Origin of the sequence: Streptomyces angustmyceticus, from assembly GCF_019933235.1 — a bacterium.
In the GTDB taxonomy this organism is placed as follows: Bacteria; Actinomycetota; Actinomycetes; order Streptomycetales; family Streptomycetaceae; genus Streptomyces; species Streptomyces angustmyceticus.
In genome coordinates this window covers 5534667-5554722 of sequence record NZ_CP082945.1, presented here as the reverse complement: position 1 = coordinate 5554722, position 20056 = coordinate 5534667, and the positions used below count along the sequence as shown (strand labels likewise).

16 protein-coding genes and 1 pseudogene are annotated in these 20056 nt (G+C 71.8%); 10 read left to right on the top strand and 7 right to left on the bottom strand.

Annotated elements, in window-relative coordinates; translation table 11 throughout:
* Positions 1–47 precede the first annotated feature (47 nt).
* Together K7396_RS24785 and K7396_RS36000 are read left to right on the top strand one after the other, a co-directional pair.
* Positions 48–359 (top strand): hypothetical protein, encoded by a 312-nt coding sequence (locus K7396_RS24785; RefSeq protein ID WP_086715612.1) that lies wholly within the window; start codon positions 48–50, stop codon positions 357–359.
* Positions 360–378: 19 nt separating this feature from the next.
* Positions 379–792: pseudogene (locus K7396_RS36000) on the top strand (immunity 49 family protein); the annotation flags it as partial.
* 66 nt (positions 793–858) lie between these two features.
* Here the strand turns inward: K7396_RS36000 and aac(6') are convergent.
* Positions 859–1335, bottom strand: a complete 477-nt coding sequence (aac(6'), locus tag K7396_RS24775; protein WP_086720667.1) for an aminoglycoside 6'-N-acetyltransferase — start codon at positions 1333–1335, stop codon at positions 859–861.
* A 328-nt stretch (positions 1336–1663) separates the two neighbouring features.
* Here aac(6') and K7396_RS24770 point away from each other — a divergent pair, with 328 nt between their 5' ends.
* The 5 genes from K7396_RS24770 to K7396_RS24750 all read left to right on the top strand — a co-directional run bounded on the left by K7396_RS24770 (position 1664) and on the right by K7396_RS24750 (position 6244).
* Positions 1664–2923 (top strand): ABC transporter substrate-binding protein, encoded by a 1260-nt coding sequence (locus K7396_RS24770; protein ID WP_174886869.1) that lies wholly within the window; start codon positions 1664–1666, stop codon positions 2921–2923.
* Between the two features lie 86 nt (positions 2924–3009).
* The gene (locus tag K7396_RS24765; protein ID WP_086720668.1) at positions 3010–3960 is read left to right on the top strand and encodes a carbohydrate ABC transporter permease; all 951 of its coding nucleotides are present in this window, start codon (positions 3010–3012) and stop codon (positions 3958–3960) included.
* A gap of 6 nt (positions 3961–3966) precedes the next feature.
* Positions 3967–4803: a carbohydrate ABC transporter permease gene (locus tag K7396_RS24760; protein ID WP_086720666.1), complete on the top strand. Its 837-nt coding sequence runs from the start codon at positions 3967–3969 to the stop codon at positions 4801–4803.
* Positions 4804–4919: 116 nt separating this feature from the next.
* Positions 4920–5060, top strand: coding sequence for a hypothetical protein (locus K7396_RS24755; protein ID WP_158101190.1), 141 nt, complete (start codon positions 4920–4922; stop codon positions 5058–5060).
* 230 nt (positions 5061–5290) lie between these two features.
* Positions 5291–6244, top strand: a complete 954-nt coding sequence (locus K7396_RS24750; RefSeq protein ID WP_152104412.1) for a TauD/TfdA dioxygenase family protein — start codon at positions 5291–5293, stop codon at positions 6242–6244.
* A gap of 174 nt (positions 6245–6418) precedes the next feature.
* Here K7396_RS24750 and K7396_RS24745 read toward each other — a convergent pair whose 3' ends face one another.
* The 5 genes from K7396_RS24745 to dusB all read right to left on the bottom strand — a co-directional run bounded on the left by K7396_RS24745 (position 6419) and on the right by dusB (position 15113).
* Positions 6419–7264 (bottom strand): ArsR/SmtB family transcription factor, encoded by an 846-nt coding sequence (locus K7396_RS24745; RefSeq protein ID WP_086715869.1) that lies wholly within the window; start codon positions 7262–7264, stop codon positions 6419–6421.
* A 619-nt stretch (positions 7265–7883) separates the two neighbouring features.
* Positions 7884–9176, bottom strand: coding sequence for a hypothetical protein (locus K7396_RS24740; protein ID WP_086715872.1), 1293 nt, complete (start codon positions 9174–9176; stop codon positions 7884–7886).
* A gap of 499 nt (positions 9177–9675) precedes the next feature.
* On the bottom strand, positions 9676–12369 hold the full coding sequence (gene ppdK / locus K7396_RS24735) for a pyruvate, phosphate dikinase (protein WP_086715874.1): 2694 nt from the start codon (positions 12367–12369) through the stop codon (positions 9676–9678).
* A gap of 686 nt (positions 12370–13055) precedes the next feature.
* On the bottom strand, positions 13056–13679 hold the full coding sequence (locus tag K7396_RS24730) for a MarR family winged helix-turn-helix transcriptional regulator (protein ID WP_167392702.1): 624 nt from the start codon (positions 13677–13679) through the stop codon (positions 13056–13058).
* Positions 13680–13964: 285 nt separating this feature from the next.
* Entirely contained in the window at positions 13965–15113 is a 1149-nt protein-coding gene (gene dusB / locus K7396_RS24725; RefSeq protein WP_086715878.1) for a tRNA dihydrouridine synthase DusB, read from the bottom strand.
* 149 nt (positions 15114–15262) lie between these two features.
* Here dusB and K7396_RS24720 point away from each other — a divergent pair, with 149 nt between their 5' ends.
* Positions 15263–16717 carry an MFS transporter gene (locus tag K7396_RS24720; protein ID WP_086715880.1) on the top strand — a complete coding sequence of 485 codons (1455 nt, stop codon included), beginning with the start codon at positions 15263–15265 and terminating at the stop codon, positions 16715–16717.
* Positions 16718–16820: 103 nt separating this feature from the next.
* Positions 16821–17402, top strand: coding sequence for a hypothetical protein (locus K7396_RS24715; protein WP_143589035.1), 582 nt, complete (start codon positions 16821–16823; stop codon positions 17400–17402).
* 39 nt (positions 17403–17441) lie between these two features.
* Here K7396_RS24715 and K7396_RS24710 read toward each other — a convergent pair whose 3' ends face one another.
* On the bottom strand, positions 17442–18362 hold the full coding sequence (locus K7396_RS24710; protein WP_086715883.1) for a helix-turn-helix transcriptional regulator: 921 nt from the start codon (positions 18360–18362) through the stop codon (positions 17442–17444).
* Positions 18363–18463: 101 nt separating this feature from the next.
* On the opposite strand from K7396_RS24710, the gene K7396_RS24705 reads away from it, so the two are divergent.
* Entirely contained in the window at positions 18464–19981 is a 1518-nt protein-coding gene (locus K7396_RS24705; RefSeq protein WP_223660190.1) for an MFS transporter, read from the top strand.
* The last annotated feature ends 75 nt before the right edge of the window (positions 19982–20056 follow it).

Genomic DNA, 20056 nt, shown 5'->3' with positions numbered 1-20056 from the left:
TAGCAAGTTACCCGGTAAGAACCTCGCCGATCAGGAGACAACCCGCCATGCCCCAGGACAGCGCCACGCCGCCCTCCACCCCCGACGAAGCGCTCGCCATCGTCCGCAGCCGCTACGCCGAGCCCAAGCTGCCCGACGGTTCGCCAGCCCCGATGCACGTCCACGAATTCGATATCGGCTACCTCGTGTACGCCACGTTCCCCCGCACCCCGGACGCATCCGGCCGGCCCCAGCCCGCCCAGCCCGGCGGATCGAAGATCATCGTGGCCAAGGACACCGGCGAGACCGTCACCGTGCCCAACTTCCCCACCGAAGCGGCCATCGAGCTGTACCGCAAGCAGCGGCAGGCCAACACGTAGCGAGGGATTCGCCACGGCGATGCAGGTGGGGTCTGCGCTCTTTGCCTCGGCGCGGGCGGGTAGTGGGACTGTGGAATGCCGTATCGGTCACGATCTGCGGACCGTCCCGGCCGGTGCTGCGGACTGGGTGGATGCCGGCCACTGGCTGACGGCCTTCTGGCCGGCCTGTGTATGCCGGGAGAAGGGGCGTCTGAACGAGCTGTGCCAGGTTCCGGTATCGCTCCTGCGGGGTTCGGGCGCGGCATTCGACGCGTACCTCTACCACTGGGTGGAGGCCCTCCAGGGGTACTGGCTCCAGCAACCGCAGCTCGGCGACAAGTTGGTGGCCGCTGTGGACGGCACCGACCCCGACGTCATCCGGCACACCGAACCGGAAGGCGTCCTCCACCTGATGTACCCGCCGATGAACCTGCTGACCCAGCTGGTCCGCGGCGACGAGGACAAGTCTGCTTCCTCTGCCCCGCCTTCGAGGCGGCGCGCCCGGCCCCGCCCCGCCCCCTCACGTCACCTCATCCGCCAGCAGGTCCATCAGCAGTCCGTCCGCCCAGCCGCCCGTCCGGTAGTCGCGGCCGTAGGCGCGCATGATGCCGACGGGCTTGAAGCCGACCTTGCGGTAACTGCGGATGGCGGCGGTGTTGGCGGCGGCCGGGTCGATGGTCAGGCGGTGGTGGCCGCGCTCGCGGATCAGCCAGCGGGCCAGGGTGCGTACGGCGTCGGTGCCGAGGCCCTGGCCTTGCCGGTGTGCCGTCAGGAAGATGTCGATGCTTGCGTGACGGAATTCCGGGTCGGTCTCCTCGTCGAACTGGATCGCCCCGATGACCTCACCGGCGACGACGACCGCGAGCATGTCCCCGTAGTCGTCCGGCACCGACCACCAGGCCGCGACCTCCGGCTCCCGGACGATGCGGTCGAGCGTCTCGATGTCGGCGTCCGATGTCGGCCGGAGAACGACCGAGGCCCCGCGAAGCGGCTGCATACGGTCCGTGGGGTCCGTACGGCCCGTGCGATCCACACAACCCATGCGATCCGTGCGATCCATACGACCCCTGTGGTTCTCCCGGTTCATGCCCGCATTCTCCTGCCGGCCAAGCGCACGGGGACGAGGACGAGCCACCGCGGAACCGCCGGGACGGGCCTCCGGTTCCGCGCTCGCCTCCCGTCACGATTCCCGTCACGATCCCGCCTCCCCCGCCCCCTTTCGTCCAGATGCCATGCGCGCTTCACAGTCGTGCGGCAAAGTGGACGGTCGCACCGTCGGTGATCGACGATCACCGGGAGGTTACGAGCGCAGGGGGCGACGTGCCATGACGGAGATCGGCAGGCGGCGGCTGTTGGCGGCCGGTGGTGGGGTGGTCCTGGCCGCGGGGCTGGCGACGGCGTGTGGGTCCAACACCGGGCGGGGCGGCGGTGGTTCGGGGTCGGGGATCAGTCAGTGGTACCACCAGTACGGGGAGCCGGGGGTCGAGCGGGCCGTGAAGCGGTACGCCGCCGCGTACCGGAAGGCGGACGTCGCGGTGCAGTGGCGGCCCGGCGACTACGACCGGCAGACGGCGGCCGCCCTGCTCACGGACTCGGGGCCGGACGTCTTCGAGGTCAACGGGCCGCTGCTGGAGCAGATCCGGGGCGGACAGGTCGTCGATCTGACCGCCGAGGTGGAGCCGGCCAAGGACGACTTCCACCAGGCGGTGCTGGCGCCGAAGATCTGGCGGGACAAGATCTGGGGCATTCCGCAGGCCGTCGACATGCAGGTGCTGTACTACCGCAAGAGTCTGCTGAGGAAGGCCGGGGTGCGGCCGCCGCGGACGCTCGACGAGTTGGTGGACGGGGCGAAGAAGCTCAGCGGCAAGCAGACCAAGGGGCTGTTCCTGGGCAATGACGGCGGGGCCGGAGTGCTGGGCGGGACGCCGTTGTTCGCCGCCGGGCTGAGCCTGGTCACCCCGGAGGGCAAGGTCGGGTTCGACGATCCGGCGGCGGCCCGTGCGCTCGGCAAGATCCGGCAGCTGTACGCGGACAAGTCGCTGCTGCTCGGTGCGCCCACGGACTGGTCGGATCCGGCCGCCTTCATCCAGGGGCTGACCGCGATGCAGTGGTCGGGGCTGTGGGCGCTGCCGCAGATCAGGAAGGCGCTGGGGGACGACTTCGGGGTACTGCCGTTCCCGGAGGACGGGAGCGGAGGGAAGCCGTCCGTTCCGGTGGGGGCCTACGCCGCCGCGGTCAGCGCGCGGAGCCGGCGCAAGCAGGAGGCCAAGGCGTTCGCCAAGTGGCTGTGGGTGGACCGCGGCGACTTCCAGCAGGACTTCGCGCTGTCGTACGGCTTCCACATCCCGGCCCGGATCTCCCTGGCGAAGAAGGCGCGGCAGTTGCAGAGCGGGCCGGCGGCCGACGCGGTCCGGTTCTCGGCCGAGCACGGCTATGCCGAGCCGCTGTTGTGGACGACCGGGAGCCGTACCGCCTATCAGGACGCGCTGAGCCGGATCATCAAGGGCGGCGCCAACCCGGAGAGCGAGCTGAAGGCCGTGGTGCGCAAGGTCGGCGCCGAGCTCCAGCGGGTCAGGAAGCAGTGACGGCGGACGGGACCGAAAAGGCGGTCACAGAGACGGCCACAGAGACGGTCACAGAGGCGGTCACCGACGTACCGGCCCCGCGTGCCGTGGCGGCGCCGGGTGCCGGGCCCCGCTCGTTGGGCGCCCGGCTGCTCGGCCCGCAGCGGCGGAACCTCTGGTTCTGGCTCTTCGTCGGGCCGTTCGCGATCGGGCTGGGGCTGTTCACGTACGTGCCGCTGGCGTGGAGCGTCTACCTGAGCTTCTTCGACGCGCACAACACGGTGAGCCCGGCCGGCTCGGACTTCGTCGGGCTCGGCAACTACGGTGCGATGCTGGGCGATGCGGCCTTCCTCGGCAGCCTGGGCACGTTCGTGCTGTTCACGGCGTTCATCGTGCCGGCGACCTATGTGCTGTCGCTCGCGCTGGCGCTGATGGTGAACCGGCTGCGGTTCGCCCGGGCGTTCTTCCGCTCGGTGTTCTTCCTGCCGACGGCCTGCTCGTACGTGGTCGCGGCGGTGATCTGGAAGCTGTCGATCTTCAACGGGGTGCGGTTCGGGCTGGCCAACACCGTGCTGGGGTGGTTCGGCGCGGACCAGACCGCCTGGCTGTCGACGACCGACCCGCCCTGGTACTGGCTGGTCATCGTGACCGTACGGCTGTGGCTGCAGGCCGGGTTCTACATGATCCTCTTCCTGGCCGGGCTGCAGCGGATCTCGCCGCAGCTGTACGAGGCGGCGGCGGTGGACGGGGCACGGCCCGGCTGGCAGGTCCTCCGGCACATCACCCTGCCGCAGCTGCGGGCCACGTCCGTCGCGGTGGTGCTGCTGCTGGTGATCAACGCGTTCCAGGCGTTCGACGAGTTCTACAACCTGCTGAGCGATGCGCGCGGCTACCCGCCCTACGCCCGGCCCCCGTTGGTCTACCTGTACTACACGGCACTCGGACGGGACCAGAACCTCGGGCTGGGCAGCGCGGGCGCGGTGATCCTGGCACTGATCATCGCGGTGGCGACGGTCGTCCAGGCCCGCTGGTTCGGCCTCGGCCGCAAGGAGGAGTGAGCACCGATGCACGACGCGCTGACCAGGGCCGGGCGCGCACTGCGGCTCGCCCTGCTGATCGTCCTCGCGCTGCTGTTCCTCATCCCGTTCTACCTGCTGGTGCGGAACGGGCTGGCGACCGAGCGGGACATCACGGCCCCCGGCTGGACGCTCTTCCCGCACACGCTCCAGTGGTCGAACCTGACCGAGGTCTTCCGGGACCCGAACCTCCCCCTGGGCCGGACGCTGCTCAACTCCACGCTGATCGCGGTCTCGACGACCCTCGGTACGGTCCTGCTGGCGTCGCTGGCGGGCTACGGCCTGGCCCGCATCCCCTACCGGCGGGCCAATGTGGTCTTCTACGCGATCCTGGGGACGCTGATGGTCCCGGCGGCCGTGACGTTCGTGCCGAGCTTCGTGCTGGTGTCGTCGCTCGGCTGGATCTCCACGCTGCGCGGGCTGGTCATCCCGACGCTGTTCAGCGCGTTCGCCTGCTTCGTCTTCCGGCAGTATTTCCTGGGCTTCCCGAAGGAGCTGGAGGACGCGGCGCGGGTCGACGGGCTCGGCTACTGGCGGACGTACTGGCGCATCGTGGTGCCCAACGCCCGGCCGGTCTTCGCCGCCGTCGGCACCATCGTCTTCATCGGCGCCTGGAACGCGTTCCTGTGGCCGCTGGTGATCGGGCAGGACCAGGAGTCCTGGACGGTGCAGGTCGCGCTGTCGACGTTCACCACCGCGCAGAACCTCAATCTGCACGAGCTGTTCGTGGCCGCGGGGGTCTCGATCGTCCCGCTGGTGGTGGTCTTCCTGCTGCTCCAGCGGTACATCGTCGCGGGCGTGGAGCGCAGCGGGATCGACGACTGACGGCTGGGGAGCGATGAGGACCGGTGGATGGGGACCGGTGGACGGGGACCTATGGGGACCGGCGGATGGGGACCGACGGATTGAGCGCGCCCGCCCGAGCGGGTACGGTGCGTGGCATGAGCACGCACCCGACCTTCCGTGAGGTGGCACCGCGCGAGCGCGGCCCCCACGGCGAGTGCGCGCCCCGCGGCCTGAGCTTCCTGCGCCGCCGCGGCCGGGTGGGGTCTCCCCCGGCCCGCTGTCTCTGTACGGCCTGACGGCTTCACGCGCCGGCATTCGGCATTCGGCATTCGGCATTCGACGGCCGCTGGTTCCCGGGCCACAGCCGCGTACGCCGGCCCACCGCGGCCGCACGACGCTCCCGCCCCTCGCCCCTCGCTTCCACTCCCCTCCCCGCGCGCCACCTCCCGGTCCGCCCCCGCTCACCAGGAACACGGCCCCCGGCGCGCCCTCCCCTCCCGTCCCGCCGCCCCTTCAGGAGGACCAGTTGACGACGCTCGCCGATTCCGCGGCTCCCCCGGCCCCGGCCCCCGCCCTGCGCCCCCACCGCATCCCCGCCGACGGCCTGTACGAGGGCCACCGCGTCCTGCGCCGGACCCCCGAGGACTGGGACGACCGGCCGTACGAGCGCTTCGAGGTCGTGCCGCAGGCGGCCACCATCGGGGCCGAGATCCGGGGCCTGGACCTGTCCCGCCCGCTGTCCGACGGGCTGCGCGCGGAGCTGAACCGGGCGCTGCTGGAGTGGAAGGTGCTGTTCTTCCGCGGGCAGCATCTGAGCTCCGCGGCGCAGCGCGAATTCGCCCGTAATTGGGGTGAGCTGGAGAGCAACCCGTTGCTGGCGCGCGGCGATTCGAAGGATGTGGCGCGGTTCGACAAGGCGGCCGGCGGGGTCACGACGTTCGAGAACGTATGGCACACGGATGTCACGTTCCGGGAACGGCCGGCGCTGGGCGCGGTGTTGCAACTGCGGGAGGTCCCGCCCACGGGCGGGGACACGATGTGGGCCGATATGGCGGCGGCATACGACAATTTGCCGCCGGAAATCCGGGCACGGATCAATGACGCGCGGGCGGTGCACGACTATCTCCCGGGTTTCGCGCGCTTCTACTCCGCGGCTCAACTGGCGCCATTTCAGGAGGAGTTCCCTCCGGTTGAGCACCCGGTGGTGCGCCGGCACCCGGAGACCGGGCGGCGGATGCTGTTCGTCAACGCCTCCTTCACCACCCGGATCGTGGGCCTGGCGGAGGCGGAGAGCGACCGGCTGCTGCGGCTGTTGTTCCAGCAGGCGCAGGTGCCGGAGTTTCAGGTGCGGTGGCACTGGCGGGCGGGGGACCTCGCGTTCTGGGACAACCGCGCCACCCAGCACTACGCCGTGAACGACTACGGGCCGCACCGCCGGGTCGCCGAACGCGTCGCCATCGCGGGCGACCGGCCCCGCTGACGGATGGCCGCCCCGCGCAGCCGGCGCCCGTCGGGACGTATCGGGCGGGCACGGGGACGTCCCGGGACAGCGTCCGGACGTCCCCGGAGGACGGCAGACCGACCCCCGCACCCGGGCCACCCCCGACACGCGGCCCGAAGCACCCCGCGCGCCCGGAGACGTCCCCGGTGGCGCTCACGCCAGCCGTTCGTACGTCGCCGCCTCCGCCGGGCGGGCGCCGCGCAGCAGGGCCGCGCCCAGCGGGGTGAGGGTGTGCAGCACCGCGTTGCCCTGCCGCAGGGTGACCAGCAGGCCGGCGTCGCGGAGCACCGTCGCGTGCTGGCTGGCGGAGGCCAGCGACACATCGGCGCGGCGGGCGAGTTCGCTGGTGGTGCAGCCGACGCCGATGCCCTGGAGTATCGCGGAGCGGGTCTGGCCGACCAGCCGGCCGAGGGAACGTTCCGGCGGGACCTGCGGGGTCAGCCGCGGCGTGTGGTGTTCCACGGGGTAGACCAGCACCGGCGTCAGATCCGTGTTGTGGAAGGTGACCGGGGTGCGGCGGCAGAAGTACGACGGCAGCAGCAACAGCCCCCGGCCGCCGAGGTGGAGGTCGCGGTCCACCGGATAGTCGGCCTCCAGAACGGGCGGGCGCCAGCGCATCATCGGCGGGAGCGAGGCCAGCAGCCGGTCCGCGCCGCCGTCGAGCAGCGCCCTGCCGCGGGCGGCCCGGTCGGCCTCGATGCGGCTCTGGACGCGCGGCCAGTACGGGGCGACGGCCACCTCGTAGTAGCGCTGGAGGATGCCGGCCAGCCGGCCGAGGGCACGGGTGTCACCCTCGGCCATCTCCCGTATCCACGACGGGAACGGGCGGGTGGCCGTGGAGAGCCGGGCGAGTTCCTCGTGCAGCCGGGCGGCGGGCGTCTCGCGCAGCGCGGCGAGCGCGTCGGTCATGCCGAGGAGCCCTTCGGCGGGCGTCAGGAAATCGGGAAAATACCCGCGGGTGGGCACGAGCGGCGCCAGCAGTCGCGCTTCGCCATTCAACTTTCCGCGCGTTTCCGATCGCCATTTGCCGAACGCCGAATCGTCCCGGCGGTCGCGCAGGCGGTGAAAGCTTAAGACGGTCTCCCACAGTGCGTCCGGGCGTGCCGCAATGCGCACGCGGGCCAGATCGAGTCCACTGAAATGGACGCGTAACACCGAACCCCACCCCTGTGTTTGCTCCGTCGGCCCCCGGCACGCCTGAGTATGCACGCCAACACGCGCGGTCACCATGCCCTTTTGGCCAGACTTGAAAGTGGTCGCGCGACGGGGCAGGTCAGAGGAAAGCTTGTACTCAATTCGGCGGCGGCGCGAACGGACCGGGTTGCTCGATCCCGTGGGGGGTGATGGGCAACCACCCGGCCGCTCGCCAGCCCCGCTGAAGGCCGCCTTCCCGCGCCGACCGGGGTGGCGGCAGCTCCCGAGGGGGGAGTCCGGAGAAAGCGAGGGCGGCACCTCCGCACAGGTGCCGCCCTCGTTCCCCTGACCTGAGAAAAACCCGAACCGCGGGGGGCCGTGGGCGCCGCGGAGCCCGTGGGCACTGCGGCGGCACACCACTGGGACCGCGTACGGACGGGCCCGCATCCCTCGCTCGGATGCGGGCCCGCTTCGGTGCCTGGGGTCAGTGGGTGCCGCGGACCCCGCGCCGACGGCGCACGGCGAAGACCGCTCCGGTGCCCAGCAGCACGGCGCCGCCGCCGGCGAGGGCGAGCCGCGGCGCGGCGGGCGCCGCACCGGTGGTGGCGAGGCTGCCACCGGTGACGGCCGACGCCGGCTGCGCGGCGGAGGTGGGGTCGGCGGAGGTGGCGGAAGCGGCCTGCGCGGCCGCCTTCGGCTTCGGCTTCGGGCGGTCCTTGTCCTCGACCTTGCCGGGCTTCGCCTCGCCGGCCGTGCCGGGCTTGCTGCCGGCCGGGAGCACCGTGAAGTCATAGCGCTTCATGGGGCCGAGAACGCACGGGTTGTACGCGTCGGAGGCGTCTCCCGCGAAGAGGGCGAAGCCGTCGATGGCCGGGGCGGCCGCTTCGAGCGTCATCCGCATCTTCACATCGGTGCGGGCGCCGGGCTCCATGTCCTTGACGCCGGCGAGGTGGGAGGGGCTGTTGGGGTCCAGGTCGTGCCAGCCGGAGCCGTCGGCCCACCGCACCTTCATGAAGTGCTGCTCCTGGTCGGTGGAGTTCAGGCGGAAGAACACCAGCGGGTCCACGTTCAGCGTGCGGTCGGTGGCGTTGGCCACCGTGAAGGAGAAGTCGACCGTGGTCCCGGCGACCGCCTTCGAGGGCAGGCGGTTGGCGAGGACGGTCAGGCCCGGCACGCGTACGCAGTCGGTGGCAGCGGCGAGCGCCCGGTCGGCCGCGTCCTTGGCCTTGCGGGCGTCGGCCGAGGCGTTGCGGACCTTGTTCCACTCCCGCAGCGCCGCGACCCGGGCGTCGTCCCAGGCGTCCTGGGCCGTCCTGCGCTCGGCGTCCGCGTTCGTCTCCGCCTCGGCGGCGGTCCTGGCGCGGGCCTCGGCGGCGTCGAGCGCCTCCTGGGCCTTGGCCTTCCCGGCCTCGTCCGCGGCCCCGTCCAGTGCGGCCCTGGCGTCCGTGACGGCCTTGTCGGCGGCGGTCTTGTCGGCGGCGGCGGCCTTGGCCGCCCGGTCCGCGGCGAGGACGGCCGCCTTGAGCGGGTGGGAGTCCTTGTCCAGGGCGGCCATGGTGGCGTCGATCTTCTCGCGGCCGGCCTGCTCGGCGGCAACCGCGTCCTCGTACGCCTTCTTCGCGTCGTCGGCGGCCTTCTTCAGTTCCGCGTAGGTCGGCTTCTGCTGCGTCTGCGCCGGGGTCTTCGGGGCGGCGGAGGCAGCGCCCGCGGAGAGCAGGACCGCGGGCGCGGTCACGGCGGCGACAGCGGCGGTCGCGAGGGTACGGCGAAGGTTCACTGGAGACCTTTTCCTGGTCAGAGAAGGGAACCCGCCGCGTGGGCGTGGCGCTCAGGCGTGCGGGATGCCTGGGATCCTATGACCGGCATAGGGTTTAAGGGCCAGGAAATTACTGGGCACATGCGCCCCGCGACCGCGTCTCCCGGCGCGCAAATCGGGGCAATACCGAGCAGTTGCCCTCTTTGCCGCGGGCATTTCTGTGATCTAGCCAACGGGTCCCGACGGCCACCCTTCGCCCGGCCGCGACCGCCCTTCAACTGCACGACACCGGTGGGGCGTTGCGTCACCCCGGACCGGCAGGAGCACAGGGGCCGGCCAAAGACCGAGGGCGGCACCTCCGCACAGGTGCCGCCCTCGTCGGGGTTCCGGAGCCGACAAGCCGGGAGGCTGAGGGTTGGCCCCGTACCGCCGGCTCCGGTGGTGGTTTCAGGTCACCGCGGGCGCGCTCGGCGCCCGCGGTGACCGGTGGGGCCGGCGGTGAGGACCGGCCCCGGCGCGGTCAGCGGCTGTCGCTGCCCTTGGACTCCGCCGCCGCGCGGCCCGCCTCCAGCCGTGCGACCGGGATGCGGAACGGGGAGCAGGAGACGTAGTCCAGGCCCGCCTCGTGGAAGAAGTGGACGGACTCCGGGTCACCGCCGTGCTCGCCGCAGACGCCGAGCTTGAGATCCGGGCGGGTGGCCCGGCCGGCCGCGGCGGCGTTGCGGACCAGCGAGCCCACGCCGTCCTTGTCGATGGTCTCGAACGGGCTGACGCCGAAGATGCCCTTCTCCAGGTACGCGGTGAAGAAGCTGGCCTCGACGTCGTCGCGGCTGAAGCCCCAGACCGTCTGCGTGAGGTCGTTCGTACCGAAGGAGAAGAAGTCGGCGGACTCGGCGATCTGACCGGCCGTGAGGGCGGCGCGGGGCAGCTCGATCATCGTGCCGAGGGTGAGCTTGAGGCTGACGCCGTGGGCCTTCTCGACCTCGGCGATGACCTGCTCGGCCTCCTCGCGGACGATCTCCAGCTCCTGGACGGTGCCCACCAGCGGAATCATGATCTCCGCGCGCGGGTCGCCCTTGGCGTTCTTGCGCTCGGCCGCGGCCTCGGCGATCGCCCGTACCTGCATGGCGAACAGACCGGGGATGACGAGCCCGAGGCGGACGCCGCGCAGACCCAGCATCGGGTTCTGCTCGTGCAGCTTGTGCACGGCCTGGAGCAGGCGCAGGTCGTTCTCGTTGGCGTCCTTGCGGGCCTCGGCGAGCGCGACCCGGACCGACAGCTCGGTGATGTCGGGCAGGAACTCGTGCAGCGGCGGGTCCAGCAGCCGCACGGTCACCGGCAGGCCGTCCATCGACTCGAACAGCTCGATGAAGTCGGCCTTCTGGAGCGGCAGCAGCTGGCTGAGCGCGGCCTCCCGGTCGCTCTCGGTGTCGGCCAGGATGAGGCGCTCGACCATCTCGCGGCGCTCACCGAGGAACATGTGCTCGGTGCGGCACAGGCCGATGCCCTGCGCGCCGAACCGGCGGGCGCGGGCGGCGTCCTCGGCGTTGTCGGCGTTGGCCCGTACGCGCAGCCGGCGCACCCGGTCCGCGTACGCCATGATCCGGTGGACGGCCTTGACCAGCTCGTCGGCGTCCTCGGCGCCGGCGTGCATCCGGCCCTCGAAGTACTCCACGACCGGGGACGGCACGACCGGCACCTCACCGGCGTAGACCTTGCCGGTGGAGCCGTCGATGGAGACGACGTCGCCCTCTTCGATGACGGTGCCGTCGCTGGTCGTCAGCCGGCGGGACTTGGTGTCGACCTCCAGCTCCTCGGCGCCGCAGACACAGGTCTTGCCCATGCCCCGGGCGACGACGGCGGCGTGCGAGGTCTTGCCGCCGCGGGAGGTGAGGATGCCCTCGGCGGCGATCATGCCGTTGAGGTCGTCGGGGTTGGTCTCGCGGCGGATCAGGATGACCTTCTCGCCGGAGCGCGACCACTTGACGGCGGTGTACGAGTCGAAGACGGCCTTGCCGACCGCCGCGCCCGGGGAGGCGGCGATGCCGCGCCCGATCGTCTCGGACTTCGCGCCCAGGTCGAAGCGGGGGAACATCAGCTGCGCCAGCTGCGCGCCGTTGACCCGCTGGAGGGCCTCGGCCTCGTCGATCAGGCCCTGGTCGACGAGCTGGGTGGCGATCCGGAAGGCGGCACCGGCGGTGCGCTTGCCGACCCGGGTCTGCAGCATCCACAGCTTGCCGCGCTCGATGGTGAACTCGATGTCGCACAGGTCCTTGTAGTGCGTTTCGAGCGTCTCCATGATCTGCATCAGCTCGTCGTACGACGCCTTGTCGATGTTCTCGAGGTCGGCGAGCGGCACGGTGTTGCGGATACCGGCGACGACGTCCTCGCCCTGCGCGTTCTGCAGGTAGTCGCCGTAGACGCCCTGGTGGCCGCTGGCGGGGTCGCGGGTGAAGGCGACGCCGGTGCCGGAGTCGGGGCCGAGGTTGCCGAAGACCATGGAGCAGACGTTGACCGCGGTGCCGAGGTCGCCGGGGATGCGCTCCTGGCGGCGGTAGAGCTTGGCGCGGTCGGTGTTCCACGAGTCGAAGACCGCGCGCACGGCGAGGTCCATCTGCTCGCGCGGCTCCTGCGGGAAGTCGCGGCCGGTCTCCTTGGACACGATGTCCTTGAAGTGCGCGACCAGGCTCTTGAGGTCGGCGGCGTCGAGGTCGATGTCGACGCGGACGCCCTTGGCCTGCTTGGCCTCCTCCAGCGCCTCCTCGAAGAGCTCGCCGTCGACGCCCAGCACGGTCTTGCCGAACATCTGGATGAGGCGGCGGTAGGAGTCCCACGCGAAGCGCTCGTCGCCGGCCTGCGCGGCGAGGCCGGAAACCGACGCATCGGAGAGGCCGATGTTGAGGACCGTGTCCATCATGCCGGGCATGGAGAACTTCGCCCCGGAACGGACCGATACGAGCAGCGGGTCGTCGGCCTGGCCGAGCTTCTTGCCCATCTGCTGCTCAAGGGCGTCCAGGTGCTCGGAGACCTCGGCACGCAGTGCCGCGGGCTCGGTGCCGCTGTCGAGGTAGACCTTGCAGGCTTCGGTGGTGATCGTGAAGCCGGGCGGGACGGGAAGTCCCAGGTTGGTCATCTCGGCGAGGTTCGCACCCTTGCCGCCGAGGAGGTCCTTGAGCTCCTTGTTGCCCTCGGTGAAGTCGTAGACGAACTTCACGGACGAAGGCTGGGTTACGTGGGGATCTTGCGTTTCCGGCACGGCACTGACTCCTCGCCGACGGGCTGCCCTGACGGCGAGGAACATACCCAGATCGAAGGCGTATGGGTACGTCCACTTGGTCGACATACCCGTGTAACCAGTCGTCCGCCACCAGATCGAAAGTGATCATGTATTTGGCGGGTACTTCATTACCTGAATGCATCATTACACTGCGCACTCGAATTGCGCAGTTACGCCACTCAGAGCAATGGAAGACATCAAGAGTCGAACGCACTAGCGGTGGCACCCGGTGCCACCATTGGAGAGATGGAACCCCACACTCACTGCTCATCTGAGCGCAGCCCCTATCAGGGGTGGCGAGAATCACGCGCTCATGTGTGACCGGGTTCCATCATTTGGACCCTCCTCGACGGCTCTTCCTGCACTCGCTCCACCCCCTGAGCGAGGGTCGCGCCGACCGGAACGCGCACCCTCTCCCGCACAGCCGGAAGATCCACCCACAATCCGGCCACCCACGGCTCCGGGCGGCGTCGCACCTCCGTGTCAGGATCAGGCCATAGTTCCCGGGGGCCGGGAAGGCCACGTCGCCCTCCGACGTTCGTATACCGCTCGGCCGACAAGGCCGACACGGCCGACGACCGCCCGTCGAGCGCGTGGCCCCGCTCCGGCCCGTCCCGCAGCCCTCACGGCGAGGCGGCGTCCGTGACGTCCCGCCCCTCCGACCCCGTCGGCTGCGGTGTCCTGGCGCGGCGGCCGCTGCGGCGCGGGCGGGGGTCGTGGCCGTCCAGCAGTTCCAGGCGGCGGTCCGCGCCGCGGGTCTCGACCTGCGCCACGATCCGGCCCAGCAGGTCCGCGAGGTCCAGCGCCTCGTCGTCGCTGAGGCCCTGGGTGACGAAGACCTCTTCGGCGTTGAACTCCGGGAAGACCCGGCTCATCAGCCGCTCGCCCTCGGGGGTGAGCGCGAGCAGGGCGAGCCGCCCGTCGGCCGGGTGGACCCTGCGCTCCATCAGGCCGCGGGCCTGGAGGGTGCGGGCGACGCCGGTGAGCGTGCCCTTGGAGATGCCGGCCTCCTCGGCGACCCGGCGGGTCTCCGTCTCACCCCCGATCCACACCACCCAGAGCACCACGAAGGAGGTCCAGGTCAGCTCGGCGCCGCGCAGCACGGAGTTCTCGAAGTGCTGGCGTACGGCGGCCGCGGCGCGGTAGATGTTCGCGACCGCGGCCATCTGCTCGTGGCGGACCGGGGTGTCGCCGAGCTTGGCCCGGACGGCCTTCTCGGTGTCGTCGATGGAACGGTGGCCGCTCACCACGGCGTCTCCTCAGCGTCGTCCGCGATCCCGCCCGCCACGTGCCGGAGAGGGCCACGGGCCGTGCGGGTGTCCGCGGGCTGCCGCGGCGGCGCTCCCGCGTCTCGCGGGCGGTCCGGTACGCGCGCAACCCCGTACGGACTCAAACGGTAACGAGCGCCGGCCCCTTCGCCCGCGCTCGTCACCGCGACACGCCGACGGACCGCCCGCCCGCCGCACCCACGGGGAGCCCGGGCGGCTCGCCCGTGCCCCCCCTGCGCTGCCGTCTCGGAATCCGCCGCGGCCTCAGCCGCCCGACGTGTCCAGCTCCGCGTCCGCGTCCACGCCCGCGCAGTCGTAGGGGTCGTCGAGCCAGCCGTCCGGCAGGACGACGCGGTTGCGTCCTGAGGTGCGGCCGCGGGGGCCGTCCGCGCCCGTCGGCCACGGCTGGTCGAGGTCCAGCTCCGACAGCAGCGCGTCCAGCTCGTCGAGCGAGGAGGTCACCGCGAGGCTGCGGCGCATCTCGGAGCCGATGGAGAAGCCCTTGGTGTACCAGGCGACGTGCTTGCGGAAGTCGATCACTCCGCGCTTCTCGTCGCCGATCCACTCGCCGAGCAGGGTGGCGTGCCGCAGCATCACCGCGGCGACCTCCTTGAGCGTGGGCTGTGCGTACCCCTGGGAGCCGTCACCGCCGGTTCCCGTGCCCTCGAAGGCGGCGACCAGGTCGCCGAACAGCCACGGCCGCCCCAGGCAGCCGCGCCCCACGACCACCCCGTCGCAGCCGGTCTCGCGCATCATCCGCTTGGCGTCGTCGGCCGACCAGATGTCGCCGTTGCCGAGCACCGGGATCTCCGGGACGTGCTCCTTGAGGCGGGCGATGGCGTCCCAGTCGGCGGTGCCGCCGTAGTGCTGGGCCGCGGTCCGGCCGTGCAGGGCGATCGCGGTGATGCCCTCCTCGGCGGCGGTCCGTCCGGCGTCCAGGTAGGTGATGTGGTCGTCGTCGATGCCCTTGCGCATCTTCATCGTCACCGGCAGCGACCCGGCGTTCGCCACCGCCTCGCGCAGGATCGCGCGCAGCAGGTTCCGCTTGTACGGCAGCGCCGAGCCGCCGCCCTTGCGGGTCACCTTCGGGACCGGGCAGCCGAAGTTCAGGTCGATGTGGTCAGCGAGGTCCTCTTCCGCGATCATGCGGGCGGCCTTGCCGACGGTGTCCGGGTCGACGCCGTAGAGCTGGATCGAGCGCGGCTTCTCGGTCGCGTCGAAGTGGATCAGCTGCATGGTCTTCTCGTTGCGCTCGACCAGCGCCCGCGTCGTGATCATCTCGCTGACGAACAGGCCCTTGCCGCCGCTGAACTCCCGGCACAGCGTCCGGAACGGGGCATTGGTGATCCCGGCCATGGGCGCGAGGACCACGGGCGGCTGCACCGCGTGCGGACCGATCTGCAGCAGAGTCATGACGGCGATACCTTCGGCTTTCTTCGGCTTCCTTCGACCGGGCGGGCGCGGCGCTCACGGGCGGCCGGCCGCTGCGGTCTCCCATTGTCCCGCACCGCGCGAGCGGCCCCGCCAGGGCCACCGGCACGGGATCGTTGTAGCGTTCAACCATGCCTGAGCTCAGCCGTCGACGGCGTCTCCTGGTGCTGGCGATCTGCTGCATGAGCCTGCTGATCGTCAGCCTCGACAACACCATCCTCAACGTCGCCCTGCCGTCCATCCAGCACGAGCTGCACGCCTCGGTCTCCGGCATGCAGTGGACGATCGACGCCTACACCCTGGTCCTGGCGTCGCTGCTGATGCTGGCCGGCTCCACCGCCGACCGGCTCGGCCGGCGGCGGATCTTCCTGGTCGGCCTGGTGGTCTTCGCCGTCGGCTCGCTGCTGTGCAGCCTGGCTCCCGGCCTGGAGTGGCTGGTGGTCTTCCGGATGGTGCAGGCCGTCGGCGGCTCGATGCTCAACCCCGTCGCCATGTCGATCATCACCAACACCTTCACCGAACCGCGCGAGCGGGCGCGGGCGATCGGGGTGTGGGGCGGGGTCGTCGGCATCAGCATGGCGGCCGGGCCGGTGATCGGCGGGCTGCTGGTGCAGAGCGTCGGCTGGCGGTCGATCTTCTGGATCAACGTCCCGATCGGCGCGCTCGCGTTCTTCCTGACCCTGCGCTACGTCCCGGAGTCCCGGGCGCCGCGCCCGCGCCGCGTCGACCCGGTCGGCCAGCTGCTGGTGATCGCGCTGCTCGGCTCGCTGACGTACGCGATCATCGAGGCCCCGGGCGCCGGCTGGACGTCCCCCGAGATCCTGGCGTTCGTGCTGGTCGCGCTGGTGTCCCTGGCCGCGCTGGTCGCCTACGAGCGACGCCGCCCGGAACCCCTCATCGACCTGCGGTTCTTCCACAGCGCACCGTTCAGCGGGGCCACCGTCGTGGCGGTGTGCGCCTTCGCCGCGCTCGCCGGCTTCCTCTTCATCAACACGCTGTACCTGCAGAACATCCGTGGCCTGTCCGCTCTGGCCGCCGGTCTCTACATGCTGCCCATGGCCGGGATGACGCTGGTCTTCGCGCCGGTTTCGGGGCGGCTGGTCGGCAACCGGGGCCCCCGGCTGCCGCTGCTTCTGGCGGGGACGGCGATGGGGGCGAGCGGGCTGCTCTTCGCGGCGTTCGACGCCCAGGCCACGAACCCGCTGCTGTTCACCGGGTATGTCCTCTTCGGCATCGGGTTCGGCCTGGTCAACGCGCCGATCACCAACACCGCGGTGTCCGGGATGCCCCGCGCCCAGGCCGGGGTGGCCGCCGCCGTGGCCTCCACCAGCCGGCAGGTCGGGCAGTCATTGGGCGTCGCGGTGATCGGCGCCGTGCTGGCGGGCGGGGCACACGCCGCCGCCGGCGCGGGCGCCTTCGTCGCGGCCGCCCGCCCGGCGTGGTGGATCATCGCCGGCTGCGGCGCGGCCGTTCTGCTGCTCGGCGCCCTGACGACCGGCCGCTGGGCGAAGGCGACGGCCGCCCGCACGGCGACGCTGTTCGACGACGAGCCCCGGGGGCAGCGGGCGGCGGACGCGCGGTCGTAGGCCGTAGGGGCGGACCGGGCCGCGCGGGCGGAGACCGGCCGCTTCGTGCGGCAGCTTGATCGAAGACCGCCCGGGAATGATCTCCGGCTGGGAGGATCACCCCATGGCGACACCTCCCACCATCACGTACCTACGGGTGGCCGAGGTCCTCACCGGCCTCGGCATGATCACCCGGGAGACCGCGCGCGACGTCGTGGCCAGCTTCGGCGACCGCGCACACGGCGCGCTGCCCCTGCGGCAGCACATCGCCAGTGCCCTCGAAGCCTTCGGCGTGGCCGTCAGCATCCACGCCGACGACGTCGACTCCGCCGACTCGCACTACCCCTGGCTCCTGGAAGAAGCCGCGGCCCTCACCGGAGGGAAGGTCACCGTCGGCGCCTTCCGCTTCGACAGGGAGGACACGGACGACGCGGAGGCCGGCCGCGGAACGCTGTACTTCACGCGCAACGGCGAGGAACTCTCGTTCCTCATCGAGCAGGAGTCGAACGACTACCTCGACATGGACGCGGCCCGGGCCGCCGTCGAGGCGCTCAGCCCCGACGACGATCCCCGGTCCTTCCGCTGCGTCGACAACAGCAGGGAGAACCCCTTCGGCGGCAACGACGACATCGTGGTCCTGGCCACGGCCGAGCAGCGCGCGGGGCTCCAGCGCCACCTCGGCCTCACGTTCCGCGAACCCCGGTGACGGCGGAGGCCGGCCGGGACCCGGTCACCGGCCCGGCCCTCACGCCGTGACGAGCCCCGCCGCCTCCGCGGCCAGGCGCTCCAGCCGTTCGCGGGTCTGCTCGTCCACGGGCGTGTAGGAGATCAGCTTGGGGCCGGGGTTGGGGCCCGTCCACAGGCTCGTGGAGGACAGCTGCAGCACGCCCACCCGGGGGTGCCGGAAGAGTTTCACGGCGCTCATCGGGCGGATCACCTCGTGCTGCGCCCAGATCTCCCGGAACTCCGGCGACGCCTCCGTCAGCCGCGCGACCAGCGCCTTCCAGGCCGGTTCCGCGACGTGCTCGGCCATCGACGCCCGGAACTTGGCCGCCATCACCCGCATCGTGGCGTCCAGGTCGACCGTGCTCGCCCGCCACTCGGGGTGGGTGAACGCCAGCCACATGCAGTTGCGGTCCTCCTCGGGCAGCGCGTCGAGGTCGCACATCAGGCGGCCGTAGGTGGCGTTGTAGGCGAGGATGTCGAAGCGGCTGTTCTGGAGGACGGCGGGGAACGGCTCCAACTGGCACATCATCTGCCGCAGTTCGCGCGTGACGCCCCCGCACTCCCTGCCCGGCGTCGGGTCGGCCTCCCCGGCCAGCGCGAACAGATGGCTGCGCTCGGCGCGGTCGAGCAGCAGCGCACGCGCGACGGCGTCCAGGACCTGCGGCGACACGTGGATGTCCCGGGCCTGTTCGAGCCAGGTGTACCAGGTGACCCCGACGGCGCCCAGGTGCGCGACCTCCTCCCGGCGCAGCCCGGGGGTGCGACGGCGGCTGCCCCGGGGCAGCCCGACCTGCTCCGGCGTGATCCGCTCCCGCCGGCTGCGCAGGAAGGCGGCGAGTTCGGCCCGGCGGACGGCGTCGGCGCCCGGGGCGGTGCCGCGTCGCGGGGCGGCGCCACCGGGGCCTGTGGCAGTCTGCGTCGGGGTCGTGTCGGCGGTCATGCCTCCAGCGTGCCGCAGGCCGGACCCGGTTGCCAGGTAGCGCCGGTACCAGGATAAGAACACTCTGGTACCAGCTTGGGCGGTCGACGATCGTCGAGTCCGTGAGCGATACCCGAGCACAGACGACCACCGCGGAAGCCGCGGCCGCGACCCTTGAAGCCCAGGCGCCCCTCCCGGGCGCCGCCACGTCGGAGGCGGCGGCGACCGGCCCCACCGCCCCGCGACGCGAGCCGGCCACGACCGTGCTGACCCCGCTCGGCCTGCTGACCGTGCTGCTGGGCGCGGCCCTCCCGATGATCGACTTCTTTATCGTCAACGTCGCCCTGCCGACCATCGACCACGACCTGCACGCGGGGCCCGCGATGCTGGAGATGGTGGTGGCCGGCTACGGCGTCGCCTACGCCATGCTGCTGGTGCTCGGCGGCCGGCTCGGCGACATGATCGGCCGCCGGCGGCTGTTCCTGTGGGGCCTGGCCGCCTTCGGCATCACCTCGCTGGCCTGCGGTCTCGCACCGGACGCCGGGACGCTGGTGGCCGCCCGGGTCGCCCAGGGCGCCGCGGCAGCGCTGCTGCTGCCGCAGGTGCTGGCCACCATCCAGGCCACGACCACCGGCAAGCGGCGCGCCAAGGCGGTCAGCCTGTACGGCGGCACGGCCGGTGTCGCCAGCGCCGTCGGGCAGGTCCTCGGCGGCCTGCTGGTCTCCGTCGACCTGGCGGGCACCGGCTGGCGCGCGGTCTTCCTGGTGAACGTGCCGATCTCCGCCGCGGCCTGGCTGCTGGCCGCCCGTACGGTCCCCGAGACCCGCTCCCCGCACCCGAGCCGGGTGGACGGCGCCGGCACCGCGCTGCTCGCCGCGACGCTGATCTCCCTGCTGCTGCCGCTGACCGAGGGCCGGGCGGCGGGCTGGCCGGTGTGGTCGTGGGCCCTGCTGGCCGTCTTCCCGTTCGCCGCCGCCGCGTTCTTCCTCGTCGAGCACCGGGCCGAACGCGCGGGCCGCACCCCGCTCGTCCCGCCCTCGCTGCTGCGCATCCCCTCCGTGAACAGCGGACTCACCATGATCATCCCGTTCACGCTGGGCTTCGGCGGCTTTATGTTCGTGGTCGCCGTCGCGCTCCAGAACGGCCTGCACTACGGCCCGTTCGCGGCCGGACTGTCCCTGGCGCCGCTGTGCGTCACGTTCTTCTTCGCCTCGCTCGCGGGTCCGCGGCTGGTGCTGCGGTTCGGGCGGCGGGTGGTGGTCGCCGGTTCGCTGATCCAGGGCACCGGCCTGATCGCCCTGGCACTGACCGTGCACACGGGCTGGCCCGGGATATCGGTGGCCGGGCTCGCGTCGAGCATGGCGATCCTGGGCCTCGGGCAGGGAATGGTGCTGCCGGTGCTGATGCGCATCGTGCTGAGCGAACTGCCGGTCGCCCAGGCGGGCGTGGGCGGCGGCGTCATGGTCACCACTCAGCAGTCCGGCCTCGCCCTGGGCGTGGCCACCCTCGGCACCCTCTTCCTCGCGCTGCTGCCGACCCTCGGCATCCGCGACGCGATGCTCGCCGCCCTGCTGACGCAACTGGTGATCGTCGCGGGCACGACGCTGCTGGCGCTGCGCCTGCCGCGACGCCTGCGCTGAGCCGCCTCCGCCCGCGCACCTGCCCGCACCGGCCTCCGCCGGACCGCTCCGGTCCGCGCCGGCCTCCCGCCGACC

What these genes read in the sequence shown, in the direction of transcription:
- K7396_RS24770 (WP_174886869.1), top strand. Translation starts at nt 1,664, where the DNA reads ATGACGGAGATCGGCAGGCGGCGGCTGTTGGCGGCCGGTGGTGGGGTG.
- K7396_RS24710 (WP_086715883.1), bottom strand. Translation starts at nt 18,362, where the DNA reads ATGACCGCCGACACGACCCCGACGCAGACTGCCACAGGCCCCGGTGGC.
- K7396_RS24715 (WP_143589035.1), top strand. Translation starts at nt 16,821, where the DNA reads ATGGCGACACCTCCCACCATCACGTACCTACGGGTGGCCGAGGTCCTC.
- K7396_RS24785 (WP_086715612.1), top strand. Translation starts at nt 48, where the DNA reads ATGCCCCAGGACAGCGCCACGCCGCCCTCCACCCCCGACGAAGCGCTC.
- dusB (WP_086715878.1), bottom strand. Translation starts at nt 15,113, where the DNA reads ATGACTCTGCTGCAGATCGGTCCGCACGCGGTGCAGCCGCCCGTGGTC.
- K7396_RS24720 (WP_086715880.1), top strand. Translation starts at nt 15,263, where the DNA reads ATGCCTGAGCTCAGCCGTCGACGGCGTCTCCTGGTGCTGGCGATCTGC.
- K7396_RS24760 (WP_086720666.1), top strand. Translation starts at nt 3,967, where the DNA reads ATGCACGACGCGCTGACCAGGGCCGGGCGCGCACTGCGGCTCGCCCTG.
- K7396_RS24755 (WP_158101190.1), top strand. Translation starts at nt 4,920, where the DNA reads ATGAGCACGCACCCGACCTTCCGTGAGGTGGCACCGCGCGAGCGCGGC.